Below are 14317 nucleotides of genomic sequence, written 5' to 3'. Positions count from 1 at the left end.
GACCTCCCTGTCGTTGACTAGCCTGGAAATTCCGCCAGGCCGAACTTCGTGGATGGCTGCGGGAAGCTGGCGCGTGACGAGCGCACGAGCGGACCGATCGCAACCAGAGTGGCGAACAACAACGCAATTTCGATGTGGTAGACGACGCTATATCCCGTCGATGGATCCGTCAGCGCACGGCCGAGCGCTCCGCTCGACGCAAGCGAGGCCACGGCATCGCGAATGCCGCCGCCGAGCGCGATGCCGCCGCCGGCCGCGGTCGCCTGCACGGCACCCCAAGTGCCCAGCGCCAATCCGCTTTCGCCGTCACGCGCCAGCGCCATCGCGGCGGTCAGCGTTCCCGCCGCAAACAGCCCGCCGCCGAAGCCGATCAGCGCGGTTCCGATCCGAAACAAGAGCACCGAGCCCAAGGGCGCCGCGAAGATCACCGCGGCGAACGCGAACACGCCCGCCACCGCGCCGAAGCCGGCAATGCGATAGGGATCGGCGTTGCGCCCCAGCGTCCTCGCGGCCAGGCCAAATCCCGCCAGCGTGCCGAGCGCGAAGAACGCAGTGAGCGCCGTGGTCTGGCCCACGGTCAGCTTGAGGATCTCGGCACCATAGGGCTCGAGCAGAATATCCTGCATCGAGAATGCCGAGGTGCCGAGCGCTACCGCAACGAGGACACGGACCGAGCCGCCGCCATTGCGGAACCTGGCCCAGGAGTGCTGGAATTCGGGGCGTTCTCGGGCAGCCGACGTGAGCGCGGGATTGCGCGCTTCCTGCTTCCACAGGGCTGCGATGTTGAGCAACAACTGCGTAACGGCGACGCCCTGGATCACCTGGATCAGGCGGATCTCGTCGAAATTGCGCAGCAGCTCACTGAAGATCAGCGCGCTGCCGGCCATCCCGAACAGCAGCATCACGTAGAGGAAGGCAACCACGCGCGGCCGCGCATCTTCCGGCGCGAGATCAGTGGCAAGCGCGAGGCCGGCCGTCTGCGCCGTGTGCATGCCGGCACCGATCAGCAGGAATGCGAGCGCCGCGCCGAACTGTCCGTAGACCGCGGGATACTCACCGGTGCCTGACAGCACCAGCAGCGCAAACGGCAGGATGGCGAAGCCGCCGAACTGGATCAGCGTTCCCATCCAGATATAGGGCACCCTGCGCCAACCCAGCACCGAGCGATGATTGTCGGATTTGAAGCCGATCAGAACGCGAAACGGAGCGAACACCAGCGGGATCGACACCATCAGCGAGACCAATAGCGTGGAGACGCCGAGCTCGACGATCATGACGCGGTTAAGCGTGCCGTTCAGCAGCACGATCGAAATGCCGGTCGACACCTGGAACAGCGACAGGCGCAGCAGCCGTCCGAGCGGAAGCTCCGTGGTTGCTGCGTCCGCAAAGGGAAGGAAGCGGGTCCCGATCCGCATCCAGCCTTTTGCCAATGTCGACGAAATCCGCGTCATCGGGGGGTCATCTCCAAGGCTTGCGACTTGTAGAATCCACTGGCGACGCGGTGGCTGCGGCCGAGCTGCCAGCGCTCCAAGCCTTCCTCCGCCATCAGCAACCGCCGCAATTTCTGCTCGCCGACGGGTTCGATCGCCGGTGCGCGGTCGCCGCGCGGGAAGAGCCGGCCGACGGCATGCATCACGGCCAGCGCCGGCGTCTTCGGCGCGAACGTCACCAGCAGGGCCTCGGCGGTCCGCTCCGCCAGACCGGCCATGATCCGGCAGGTGTCCGCCGGGCGATAATGGATCAGCGAATCCATCGCGACCACGAAGTCGAACCTGCCGAGTTTGGGATCGAGCATGTCGCCGGAACGGAATTCGATGGTCGAGGAATCGAGATCCGACGGCAGCCGCTCGCGCGCCACCGACACCAGCGTCGGCGACAGGTCGATGGCGACCACGCGGGCGCCGCGCCGCGCGGCCTCGATCGACAATGCACCGGTGCCGCAGCCGGCGTCGAGCAATCGCGCCCCGCTCATGTTCTGCGGCAGCCACGACAGCAGCGTGTTGCGCATCTCGTCGCGGCCCGCGCGGACCGTGCCCCTGATGCGTCCGACCGGCGCATCCGACGTCAGCTTGGCCCAGGCATCGACCGCAGTCCGGTCGAAATAGGTCTCGAGCTCGCCACGCCGTTCCAGATAGGTTGCAATCGACATCAGTCGAACCCCAGCAGATCGAAGATTTCACGGTCCTTGAGCGATTTGCCGGGCAGCGGTTCGATCGTGCCGGCCCAGAGCTCTGCGGCGAGCCGCATGTATTCGTCGGTCACGGCCTTCAGTTCCGGCGTCTCGTCCATTTCGAACAGCGTCGATTTCTTCAGGCGGCTCTTGCGGATGACGTCGAGATCCGGGAAATGCGCGACGCGCTTCAAGCTGGCCTGCACGGCGTAACGATCGATCTGGTCGGTATCCTTGCTGCGGTTGGCGATGACGCCACCGAGCCGGACGCCGTAGTTCTTCGACTTGGCCTCGATCGCAGCGACGATACGGTTCATCGCGAAGATCGAGTCGAAATCATTGGCGGCCACGATCAACGCGCGGTCGGAATGTTGCAGCGGAGCGGCAAAGCCGCCGCAGACGACATCGCCGAGCACGTCGAAGATCACCACGTCGGTGTCTTCGAGCAGATGGTGTTCCTTCAGAAGCTTCACGGTCTGGCCGACGACGTAGCCTCCGCAGCCGGTGCCGGCCGGCGGGCCGCCGGCCTCCAGGCACATCACGCCGTTGTAGCCTTCGAACACGAAGTCTTCGGGGCGGAGTTCCTCGGCGTGGAAGTTCACGGATTCCAGCACGTCGATCACCGTCGGGACCAGTCGCTTGGTCAGCGTGAAGGTCGAGTCATGCTTGGGATCGCATCCGATCTGCAGCACGCGCTTGCCGAGCTTGGAGAAGGCGACCGACAGGTTCGACGACGTCGTGCTCTTGCCGATGCCGCCCTTGCCGTAGACCGAGAATACTTTTGCGGTGCCGATCTTGAGCTTGGGATCGAGCTGGACCTGCACGCTGCCTTCGCCGTCGCCGCAACGCGAGAGACTCTTCAGCTTCAAATGTCCTTCGAGTGCGGAGGGAGGACTCTGGATGTTCATGCGGCAACTCCCACGCCTTCAAGGCGGTCTTCGAGCTCTTCGCCTGCCCTGCGCAGGACATCGAGCATCTCCGTATCGGGCGACCAGTATTTGCGTTCGTGTGCCTCGATCAGCCGGTTCGCGACCTTCGCGGAGGCCACCGGATTGAGCGAGGCGAGGCGCTCGCGCATTTCGGGATCGAGCATGAAGGTCTCGGTGAGCTGCCGATAGACCCAGGGCGCCACCTCGCCGGTCGTCGCCGACCAGCCCATGGTGTTGGTGACGTGCTCCTCGATCTGGCGAACGCCCTCATAGCCGTGCTTGAGCATGCCTTCGTACCATTTCGGATTGAGCATCCGGGTGCGGGTTTCCAGCGAGACTTGCTCCGAGAGCGTCCGAACCGTGCCGGCGCCGCGGGTCTGGTCGCCGATATAGACCGGCGCCGACCGGCCACCCTTGGCCATTTTCACGGCGCGGCTGATGCCGCCCAGCGTGTCAAAATAGTGATCCACGGTGGTCACGCCGAGCTCGACCGAGTCGAGGTTCTGGTAAGCGAGATCGACGGTTGCGAGCGCGTTCTTCAACAGCGCCATCTGCTGCACCGGCTGACCCTTGAGGCCGTAAGCAAAGCTCTTGCGGCGGGTATAGGTCTCGGCCAGTTCGTCCTCGTTGTCCCAGCGGCCGTTTTCGACCAGATGGTTGACGTTCGAGCCATAGGCGCCGTCGGCATTGCCGAACACGCGCAGCGACGCCGTTTCCAGGTCGCAATGATTTGCTGCCTGGAACGCCAGCGCGTGCTTGCGGACAAAATTCCGTTCGACCGGCTCATCGGCGGATGCGGCCAGGAAGCAGGCTTCGGCCAGGAGCTTGATCTGCAGCGGCAGCAGGTCCCGGAAGATGCCGGACATCGTGATGATCACGTCGATCCGTGGCCGGTTGAGCTGATCGAGCGGGACCAATTCCGCGCCAGTCAGCCGGCCATAGCCGTCGAAGCGCGGCTTTGCTCCAAGCAAGGCCAGCGCCTGCCCGATCGGCGCGCCCTCGTTCTTGAGATTATCGGTGCCCCACAGCACGATCGCTACGGATTCGGGGATGCCGTGTCCTTCGCCGACGTGCTTGTCGATCAGCCGCTGTGCTTGAATCGCGCCGTCTTGCACGGCAAAGGCGCTGGGAATACGGAACGGATCGAAGCCGTGGAGATTGCGGCCGGTCGGCAGGATGGCCGGCGTGCGCAGGAGATCGCCCCCCGGCGCAGGACGAGTAAACTTGCCGTCCAGCGCATGCAGGATCGCGGGCAGTTCGTGATCCTGCTGAAGTATCCGATCGATGCCGGCCAACTCCTTGTAAAGCGCCAGCGCGGCAGCGTCCCTCGCGGCCAATGCTTCGGGCGCCTCGCCCGTCACCAGCGCCTCGAGGATGGATTTATCCGGACGGACGCCATGTGAGGCATCCGCAACCGCCTGAAGCATCTCGACGCGCTGCTCGGCTGACGGTGTCTCACCAACGACGTGCAGGCCATGCGGGATCAGGGTGTATTCGAGCTCGAGCACGGCTTCCGATAATTTTCCGACCGCCGTGGCCGGATCCATCCAGGCGGGGGCCGCCTCGGTCAGTTCCAGTGCACTGGCCTGAGCCTGAATCAATGTCGCGAGATCGCCGCGCTCCGCATCTTCGTCCGGAGCAAGTCCACGCCAGCGCTCGATCGAGGCCTTCAGCTCAACCAGTCCCTTGTAGAGTCCGGCATGCGCGACCGGCGGCGTCAGATAGCTAATCAGCGTTGCGGCCGAACGACGCTTGGCGATCGTGCCTTCGGACGGGTTGTTCGAGGCATAGAGATAGAGGTTCGACAGGTCGCCGATCATCCGGTCCGGCCAGCATGCGCCGGAAAGCCCCACCTGTTTACCCGGCATGAATTCAAGCGCGCCGTGGGTTCCGAAATGCAGGACGGCGCCAGCGCCGAAATCCTCGCGCAGCCAGCGATAGAAGGCCGAGAAGGCATGCGTCGGGGCAAAGCCCTTCTCGAACAACAGCCGCATCGGATCGCCCTCATATCCGAAGGCAGGCTGGATGCCGACGAACACGTTTCCAAAGCGCTCGCCGAGCACGAAGATCGAGCTGCCATCACTCTGCTGCTTGCCAGGCGCCGGCCCCCATTGCGCCTCGATCTGCCGCAGCCATTTTTCGTTCCGAACGTGATCACCAGCCGGAATTCTGACGTGGACATTGGCATCGGCGCCGAAGCGGGCGGCGTTGCCGACCACGATACGTTCACGCAAAGCGTCGGCACTCTCGGGCACATCGACCTGATAACCCTCGCGCTTCATTGCCGAGAGCGTGCGATGAAGCGATTCGAACAGCGACAGAAACGCCGCGGTGCCGGTGTTGCCGGCATTCGGCGGGAAGTTGAACAAGACAATCGCGACCTTGCGATCCCGCCGTTCCGAGCGACGCGTCGCGACCAGACGCGCCGTCCGCGCCGCCAACATGTCGGCGCGTTCGCTGCACACGTGCATTTCGCCGCCGGTCTCGGCCGGTACAAAAACGCAGGCGCGCTCGCAGCCGGTGCAGGGGGCGCCTGCCCCGTCGGAGCGGCCGCCATAGACCATCGGTCCCGCAGCGCCATCGAGCTCGGGGATCGCCACCATGATGGTGCTCTCCACCGGCATCAGGCCACGATCCGAGGCCCCCCATTGCTCCAGCGTCTGGAATTCAACGGGATGCGCCGACAGATAGGGCACGTCGAGTTGAGCCAAAATGTCCTCGGCGGCCCGGGAGTCATTGTAGGCGGGACCGCCCACTAGCGAGAAACCGGTGAGCGACACCACCGCATCGACCACGCTGCTTCCGTCCTTCATGAAAAAGCGTTCGATCGCCGGCCGCTGGTCGAGGCCACTGGCAAAGGCGGGGATCACGCGCAGCCCCCTCGCCTCAAACGCCGCGATCACACCGTCATAGTGACCGGCATTTCCGGCCAGCAGATAGGAGCGCAGCAACAGGAGGCCGACGGTGCCGCGCTCGCCGGCCAGGACGGGCAGTCGATCTGCGGTATCGGCGATGCGCCCCTTGAGGCGCGGATGGTAGACGCCGATATCGGCATAGTCGACCGGCGCCTCGGCCTTGACGATGCCGCGCAGGCTGCGGCGCGGACCTTCGGCGTAACGGTCGACCAGCAGGCGGATCATGTTCGCGATGTTCTGCTCGGAGCCGGCGAGCCAGTATTGCAGCGTCAGAAAATAGGCGCGCATGTCCTGAGCGGTGCCGGGGATGAAGCGCAGCAGCTTCGGCAGCTGCCGCAGCATCTTCATCTCGCCCTTGCCGCCGGGGCTGCCTTTGCGATTGCCGCGCAGCTTCTTCAGCCACGCGATGGCACCGAGCGCCTCGCCGCTCATGTCGAACTTGCCGACGCGGGTCAGCTTGACGATTTCGGCCGCCGACATGCAACAGATCATCGCGTCGCAATGGCTGCGCCGGGCAACAAGTGCCGGCATCACGGCGCGAACGTGATCGTCTAGGAACAGCATGGTGGCGATCACGATGTCGCCGCGCGCAATATCGGCCTTGCAGCGATCGAGCGCTGCGTCGTCAGTGCCCCATTCGTCTGCGGAATGCACCGTGAGCGACAGCCCCGGGAAGTTACTCCTCAACAGCGCCTGCGCACGCGCAGCCGCGCCGGACAGATGACTGTCCATGGTTACGACGACCACCCGGAGAGGCGTTGCGTCAGCGGGCGTAATGCGCTTTGGCATCGTAAAGGGTCTCGATGGTTATGGTGGCCACGCCGTTTTCATTGGCGAAACGTTCGGTGTTGCGGCGCGCCTTGCCGCGAACGAAGAATGGAATTTTGTACAGCTCCTTCTCGGCATCGACGGCCCAGACGACCGCGATATTCGAGGCATTCGAAGGCGGCTGAACCGGCCCACCGGCAGCAGGCGTTGAATGACCAGCGCCCAGATGCGACGGCACAGCGCCATCCTTGAATTCGAAATCATCCTTGAACATCGCCAGCAGATGCTCTTCGAGGCCCATCATCAGCGGATGCACCCAGGTATCGAAGATGACGTTGGCGCCCTCAAAACCCATCTGCGGCGCGTAGCGTGCCGGAAAGTCCTGTACATGCACCGGCGCCGAGATAACTGCACAGGGCACACCAAGGCGCTTGGCGATATGGCGCTCCATCTGCGTCCCCAGCACCAGCTCGGGCTGCAGCTCGGCAACTTTGACCTCGACTTCCAGATAGTCGTCGGTGATCAGCGGCTCGACGTCATAGCGCTTTGCCGCCTCGCGAATTTCGCGGCCGAACTCGCGGCTATAGGTGCCGAGCCCGACGACCTTGAAGCCGAGTTCGTCGGATGCGATGCGTGCGGCAGCAACGGCATGGCTGGCGTCGCCAAAGATGAAGACACGCTTGCCGGTCAGATAGGTCGAGTCGACCGAACGCGAGTACCAGGGCAGCCGGGTAGAGGCCGACGCCAGCGTCGCCGACGCATCGACACCTGCGAACTTCGCGACCTCTGCGACGAATTCTCGGGTGGCCGATACGCCGATGGGAACGGTCTTGGTGAAGGGCTGACCGAACGTCCGTTGCAGCCATGACGCGGCCTGGCCGGCGATTTCGGGATAGAGCACGGCATTGAAGTCGGCCTGGCCAAGTCTTGCAATATCGGCCGGGGTCGCCCCCATCGGCGCCGTGACATTCACGTCGATGCCGAGCTTCGCCAGCAGCGATGTGATCTCGACGATATCGTCGCGATGGCGGAAGCCGAGCGCGGTCGGGCCAAGCAGATTGCAGCGGGCACGCACGCCGGCTGCGCGCTCAGGGCGCGCGGTTCCCGGCGCCGGCGCCGAGGGACCGGCGAGCGCGCGCACCAGTTGATAGAACGTTTCGGCCGCGCCCCAGTTCTCCTTGCGCTGATAGGCCGGCAGATCCACGGCCACCACGGGAATGGGAAGAGCGAGCGCACGCGCCAGACCACCAGGGTCGTCCTGGATCAGCGACCCGGTACAGGACGCGCCGACTAGCATCGCCTGCGGCTGGAAACGATCATGGGCATTCTGCGCCGCCGTCTTGAAGAGTTCGGCGGTATCACCGCCGAGATCCCGCGCGGAGAACGTGGTGTAGGTCACGGGCGGGCGCCGGTCGCGGCGCTCGATCATTGTGAACAGCAGATCCGCGTAGGTATCCCCCTGCGGAGCATGAAGGACGTAATGCAGTCCTTCCATCCCGGTGGCGACGCGCATTGCGCCGACATGGGGAGGTCCTTCATATGTCCACACGGTAAGCTGCATGATCAGGCCACCAGTTTCGCGCGGCGCACCAGGGGGCGCGCAAACAGTTCGGCAAGATCGGTCGCCTGCTCGTAGCCCTGGATCGGCGTAAAAACGAGCTCGATCGACCATTTCGTGGTCATGCCCTCGGCCTCCAGGGGATTGGCGAGCCCAAGCCCACAAACCACGAGGTCCGGGCGCGCGGCGCGGCAGCGATCGAGCTGCAAATCGACATCCTGCCCTTCCGACAGCACGACATCATCCGGCAGCAGCCCGAGCTCTTCGGCGAGATGCTCGCGGTGCAGATAGGGTGTTCCGACCTCGACCAGCTGCATCGACAATTCGCGCGACAGGAACCGCGCCAGGGGAATTTCGAGCTGGGAATCCGGGAACAGAAAGATGCGGCGGCCGCTGAGCTGATCGCGATACCGAAACAGCGCCCGGTCCGCCCTGATTCGATGGGGTTGGGTGACCGCATCGAACAGCGTGGGTGCGACACCGAACGCATCGGCCGCAGCGCGCAGCCAGGCCGTCGTGCCCTCGACGCCCAGCGGGAACGGAGCAGCCAGGCGGACGGCGCCGCGATCTTCCAGCGCGCGCGCCGTGTCAGCGAGGAAGGGTTGGGCCAGGAGAAATCGGGTGTTTGATCCGATCGCTGGAAGCGCGCTCGCCTTGCGCGGCGGCAGGAATTGCACGCGCCCAATGCCCAGCGCGTCGAACAGCCGGATGAACTGGTCCTCGACCACGTCGGCCAGCGAGCCGACGATCAGTAATTGGTCCTCACTCGTCCGGGTCGGGGGGGCCGCGGGGACGAGCGAGGCGAGACAGGCATCCTCGCCTTGCGTGAATGTTGTCTCGATACCACTGCCCGAATAATTGAGAATGCGGACTGCAGGCGAAAATTTCTGCGACAGCCGCAATGCGGCGCGCGACAGATCGAGCTTGATGACTTCGGACGGACAGGAGCCGACCAGGAACAACAGCCGGATCTCCGGCCGCCGCGCGATCAGCTGAGCCACGATGCGATCGAGCTCGTCGTTGGCGTCGGTGAGCCCGGCGAGATCCTTCTCCTCCATGATCGCAGTCGCAAATCTGGGCTCGGCGAAGATCATCACGCCGGCGGCGGACTGAATCAGATGCGCGCAGGTGCGGGAGCCCACCACCAGGAAGAAGGCGTCCTGAATCTTCCGGTGCAGCCAGACGATACCGGTCAGCCCGCAGAATACTTCGCGCTGGCCGTTCTCGCGGCGAACCGGCTTGGGCGCGACATCTGCCGCAACAGGACACTCCTGCACATGCACGTTCATGCGCGGCTCCCGGGGGTGGAGGAAGCCGCCGAAAGTGCCAACCGCTCGTCTCGGCGCGCCGCGCGCAGCTTGAGAACGAACTGCGTGGCGTTGACGAAGTAGGAGGCATAGGCAGCCAGCGCGAGCAGCATCTGCTGGCGCGGATCGCCGAGCCCTGTGAACAACGCAAATAGATAGGCAGTGTGCAGTGCCAGCACGAGGAAACTGAAGACGTCTTCCCAGAAGAAGGCCGGCGCAAACAGATAGCAGCCGAAAACCTCACGTTCCCAGATCGAGCCGGTGATCATGATCGCGTAGAGCACGATCGTCTTGACGACGATCGAAGCCGTCGCCACGGCAAAGCTTTCGCCCGTGAAGAGATAACGAAGTACCAGCGCCAGGCTGATCAGGAAAACCGCGAACTGGACCGGCGCAAGGATGCCCTGCACAAGCGTCCACTGTGTTGCATCGCGGCGAAGGCGCTGTTCGGGCGTGTATAGCGGCCTAAGTGATTGGGCTGTCGAACGGGCTCGCGATGTGACGTCGCCATTCTGCGAAATTCCATTCGCAGGCGCAGCGATGTATTCACCTGCTGAACTGTAAAGATTGTTTGACAGCCCTGCGTCGCGGTGATGCGATATCGCCTGGGGAGATCGAGCAGATGCCGGCGAAGTGTCGCCTCGTTTGGGAAACTGGCCGCTTTTAGCTGCTCGAAACTGCACCGCGCCACTCCCTATGTGCGGGCTTGATGGAAGAAGGCTAAACCTCGCCTCAGGAACTGTCAACTAAACCATACGTAAATTCAACTTGACGGTTTTTTGACTCGAGGACTTAATGTTGGGGGGGAGTGAAGAATGACCGATGTGAACGAGCAATCCTTCTCAGCCGGCAGCGCCACCGACACCGCTTCGCCGCGTCGTCCCAAATCGCTTCGGCAACGACTCCCGACGCCGATCTGGCGCTTTCGGCCGTCGCTGCAGCCCGTCGCCGTCGTCAGAACAATCAAGACCCAGATCATTCCCAAGATCGTGCTGGCGTTACGCAGCACGCCCATTGCGAAGCCTGCGGCAGACACCGAACAAACCGCGCCGACCGAGATCGAGATGTTTGCAGCCTTGGCGCTCAGCACCGATGACGGCGCGGCATTCGCCTATGTCGTGGATCTCCAGGCGAAAGGGGTTTCGGTCGAAACGATTTTCCTCGATCTGCTGGCGCCTGCAGCACGGCAGCTCGGAGCACAGTGGGAATCGGACACGACCGATTTTGCCAGCGTCACGCTCGCTGTTGGTCGATTGCAGCTCATCATGCACCACCTCGGCGACAGCTTCGCGCGGGAAGCCAGCGACAACCACGGCGGCGAATCGGCCCTGCTGACGATCATTCCGGGTGACCAGCACAGTTTCGGGCTATCGATGGTGGCCGAGTTCTTCCGCCGCGCCGGATGGAATCTCTGCACCGGGCCGTTTTCGTCACACCAGGAGCTGACGTCCCTGGTGCATAATCACTGGTTCGACATCGTCGGCTTCTCCGTCAGCAGCGACCGACGGCTCGACGAGCTGAAGAAGGACATTCACGACATCAGGCGCGACTCGCGCAACAGGCATGTCGGCATCATTCTGGGCGGACCGATGATAACCGCGCAGCCCGGCCTTGTGGCGTCGATGGGAGCCGATATGATGTCGGCCGATGCGATCAGCGCACCGCAACAGGCACACGGTCTGATCGAACAGATGAAGGGGCGAACGTGACCGGCCTCGGCGCACAGGGACGGCGTAGATTGACGCGACGAAGCTTACCTTCCACCCCCATTGCGGACGCGACGGTTGCGACGGCAAATGCCTCCTCCCCGCCCAGCGTCGTGACTGCGCTTTATCTCCGTACCAAGGCCCTGCATGCCGAGGCCGAACGGACCGGCATCATTCGCAGTCTGCTGCGCGGTGAAGCAAGCCGGGCAGGCTACGTCCTGTTGTTGCGCAATCTGCTCCCCGCCTATCGGGCGATGGAGCATGGACTCGAGCGCCATCGCGAGTCACCCGGCATCGCACTGCTCTCCCGCTACCAGCTCGAGCGCACCCTCGCGATCGAATCCGACCTTGCTGCGCTGTGCGGCGAGCGATGGAGCGAGGAGATTCCGTTGCTTGCCGCCGGCGAGATCTACGCCAAGCGGGTCGCACATGCGGCCGATGGGGACGGCATGCGACTGATCGCACATACCTATACCCGCTATCTCGGGGACCTCAGCGGCGGCCGGATCCTTCAACGATTGCTGGCGCGCTCGCTAGAACTACTCCCTTCGGAGCTGACCTTCTACGATTTTCCGCACTTTTCCGATCTGGACGTCCTGAAAGCCGGCTATCGCAAGGCGCTCGACGAGGCCGCTGAACTTGCGCCAGATCCGCAGTCCGTGGTGGAGGAGGGCGCAATCGCCTTTTCCATGAATATCGACCTCTCCTGCGCCGTCGAGGCTGCGGTGCCGCATAAGTCGGCCACGGTCGCGGCCGTGGAATAGATCGGTCGCGCGTGCCGTTTCAGGCGTTCGGCTTGCCGCCGCCCGACGTGCGCGACGCATGCCAGATCAGATGCTCCAGCACTTCGGCGGTACGCAGCGTCGAATTGCGGACGCTCTCGAGCATCTCGGCGATCCGGCCGGTTTCCACACCATAGGTGATTTCGAGCGCGGCGAGCTGGGCATTCTCGATCACCGACGACAGCAAGTTCTGGTAGACGAGATCGGTCTTGGAATCGAGACGGACGCTGTTGATCCGATTGCTCTGAACGATGCCTTCCTGGAAACGGCTGCGCGCGATCTCGGCGGCCTTTCGGTCGGTGATATCGGAGAAGATCAGCACGAAGCCGAGCACCCGGTCTCGCGACGGCTGCACAGGATCTGCTCTGATCATCAACGGCTTTTCCCGGTTGCTCTCGCTGCGCAACAGCAACTCGCCCCGCCACGCGCGATGGTGACGGATAAGGTCCCCGACATCGCTAAGGAAACGGTCCGATTGTTGAAATGCGCCGGCCAGCTCATCCAGCCGATCAAATCCAGTGTGATCCTTCGGCAGCAATGTCTTGAAGGCTTCGTTCATCAGCAGGATATTGCCGTTGGTGTCAGCGATGATCACCGGATGCTCGGATACCCGCACATGGCGGCTGAACTGCTCGAGTTGGTCTTGGGCGATGAGCGTGCGCACGGCTCGAAACTGCAGCACGATATCCGCCACCGACTGACCGATCAGGCGGGCGGCGGCGAGATCGGCCGGCGTCCAAGGGTCCGATGTTCCCTCTACCTGCTGATGCCACTGCGCGAACGACCGGCGCGGGGACAAATCCGTGGGGCTGTTGCCGATCACGAACGGCTTCAGGGGATCGCCGCCCCAGGTCACCGTGCGAATGCGCTCCGGCCGGAACCAGATGAGGTACTCGCCGGGATTGCTGGAGATCGGGGTCACCGCGATGCCGCTCGCAACCTTTGTGATCCCTGCGAACTGAGGCAGATCGAGCCCGAGCGAGGCCGTCGCCATCACCGACCGATCGCGATGGGTATCAAGCCACAGGCCGATCTCCCTGATTTCCTGGGTTCCCGGAACCTCGCCGGTTGAAATGATCTGCCCTTCATAGATCAGAGCGCTACCACTCGCCCCCAGCGGTTGAAGGATCGATTGCGAGCTGTCGAAGATCGCGCCTCGCCAGTCGCCTTCGCGCGACATCGCCTCGATCATTCGCTGCTCGAGCCGCTGCACGAAGATCTCTGACTGGCTTTGCGCAAAGCTCTCGAGCGCCGCGATGCGTGTCGCGATCGCCTCGGCAAGCAGTTCGCAAACCGCCCGCAATTCAAAATGGATGAAGCGCGGCTCGTAATGATGACAGGCGACGAGGCCCCACAGCTTTCCGCCGACCACCAGCGAAATCACCAGGGTCGCGCCCACACCCATGTTCTTCAGGTACTGAAGATGGATCGGCGACATGCTGCGCAGGAAGCAGAGCGACATGTCGAGATCCCGTCCGGTGATCGGTGAGAGCCGTGGCTGCAACGGGACGGGCTCATAGTTCACATCCACAAGCACACGGACTCGCGTACGCTCATAGAGCCGCCGCGCCATCTGCGGGATATCGGTCGCAGGGTAGCGATTGCCCAGATACGCCTCAAGCTCCGGCTTGCGGCGCTCCGAAAAGACTTCGCCGTGCCCCTCGTCATCGAAACGGTAGACCATCACCCGGTCATAGCCGGTGCGATCTTGAAACAAGGTCGCGGCTTCTTCGCACAAAGCGCGAATCGAGGACGCGGTGCGAATCTTCTCGAGCGCCTTGGCGATGTGCTTGGTGAAATCGACCGACGGTCCGGCCCGCTCCAGCTCGATCACCAGCCCTCCTTCAGGCGGACGATGCAAAAGCCCGTCATAGTCGGCGCCGGGGCTTCCGATCCTGCAGCGCACCGCGATCGGCATTCCCTGGGCAGTCGGGTCGAGGTGCGGGAGAATTCGGACCAGCAGGTCACCGTCAAGATCGGCGAGCGCCATGCCCTCGACTTGCTTCAGATTAAGAAATGCCGTGGCATTGGCGCTGGCCTGAATGACGCGGTGATCAGGCTCGCTGACGACCAACAGGGCGCCGTGGGGCTGTATCGAGCCCGCGAGATGGATCTCTTCCCGTTCGCAGTTCGAAAGGTCGGCTTTTCCGAATGCTGGTGTAGCGAGCGAATGCAGCGCCAA

The 14317-nt window shown here is 63.6% G+C and carries 10 protein-coding genes; 2 read left to right on the top strand and 8 right to left on the bottom strand.

Features of this window, described 5'->3' with window-relative positions:
• Positions 1-17 precede the first annotated feature (17 nt).
• Genes FNV92_RS06655 through bchF form a run of 7 tightly spaced genes read right to left on the bottom strand, consistent with a single transcriptional unit; the run spans position 18 to position 10168 of the window.
• The gene (locus FNV92_RS06655; RefSeq protein ID WP_143841632.1) at positions 18-1451 is read right to left on the bottom strand and encodes an MFS transporter; all 1434 of its coding nucleotides are present in this window, start codon (positions 1449-1451) and stop codon (positions 18-20) included.
• On the bottom strand, positions 1448-2149 hold the full coding sequence (bchM, locus tag FNV92_RS06650) for a magnesium protoporphyrin IX methyltransferase (protein ID WP_143841633.1): 702 nt from the start codon (positions 2147-2149) through the stop codon (positions 1448-1450). Before bchM ends, FNV92_RS06655 begins: the two co-directional genes overlap by 4 nt.
• The gene (gene bchL / locus FNV92_RS06645) at positions 2149-3078 is read right to left on the bottom strand and encodes a ferredoxin:protochlorophyllide reductase (ATP-dependent) iron-sulfur ATP-binding protein (RefSeq protein ID WP_143841634.1); all 930 of its coding nucleotides are present in this window, start codon (positions 3076-3078) and stop codon (positions 2149-2151) included. Before bchL ends, bchM begins: the two co-directional genes overlap by 1 nt.
• Positions 3075-6803, bottom strand: coding sequence for a magnesium chelatase subunit H (locus FNV92_RS06640; protein ID WP_143841635.1), 3729 nt, complete (start codon positions 6801-6803; stop codon positions 3075-3077). The genes bchL and FNV92_RS06640 overlap by 4 nt, the downstream gene beginning before the upstream one ends.
• Positions 6778-8343: a ferredoxin:protochlorophyllide reductase (ATP-dependent) subunit B gene (gene bchB / locus FNV92_RS06635; protein ID WP_143841636.1), complete on the bottom strand. Its 1566-nt coding sequence runs from the start codon at positions 8341-8343 to the stop codon at positions 6778-6780. Before bchB ends, FNV92_RS06640 begins: the two co-directional genes overlap by 26 nt.
• 2 nt (positions 8344-8345) lie before the next feature.
• The gene (locus tag FNV92_RS06630) at positions 8346-9629 is read right to left on the bottom strand and encodes a ferredoxin:protochlorophyllide reductase (ATP-dependent) subunit N (protein WP_143841637.1); all 1284 of its coding nucleotides are present in this window, start codon (positions 9627-9629) and stop codon (positions 8346-8348) included.
• The gene (gene bchF / locus FNV92_RS06625; protein ID WP_186355517.1) at positions 9626-10168 is read right to left on the bottom strand and encodes a 2-vinyl bacteriochlorophyllide hydratase; all 543 of its coding nucleotides are present in this window, start codon (positions 10166-10168) and stop codon (positions 9626-9628) included. The genes FNV92_RS06630 and bchF overlap by 4 nt, the downstream gene beginning before the upstream one ends.
• Before the next feature lie 294 nt (positions 10169-10462).
• On the opposite strand from bchF, the gene FNV92_RS06620 reads away from it, so the two are divergent.
• A complete protein-coding gene (locus tag FNV92_RS06620) occupies positions 10463-11356 on the top strand; it encodes a cobalamin B12-binding domain-containing protein (protein ID WP_143841638.1) in 894 nt (297 codons plus the stop codon).
• On the top strand, positions 11353-12117 hold the full coding sequence (locus FNV92_RS06615; protein WP_143841639.1) for a biliverdin-producing heme oxygenase: 765 nt from the start codon (positions 11353-11355) through the stop codon (positions 12115-12117). The genes FNV92_RS06620 and FNV92_RS06615 overlap by 4 nt, the downstream gene beginning before the upstream one ends.
• A 19-nt stretch (positions 12118-12136) precedes the next feature.
• Here FNV92_RS06615 and FNV92_RS06610 read toward each other — a convergent pair whose 3' ends face one another.
• On the bottom strand, positions 12137-14317 hold the full coding sequence (locus FNV92_RS06610) for a GAF domain-containing protein (protein WP_015684478.1): 2181 nt from the start codon (positions 14315-14317) through the stop codon (positions 12137-12139).

It is taken from the genome of Bradyrhizobium cosmicum (assembly GCF_007290395.2).
Taxonomy (GTDB): domain Bacteria; phylum Pseudomonadota; class Alphaproteobacteria; order Rhizobiales; family Xanthobacteraceae; genus Bradyrhizobium; species Bradyrhizobium cosmicum.
The sequence above is the reverse complement of the archived record's forward strand: the minus strand, read 5'-3'. Positions and strand labels throughout refer to the sequence as shown.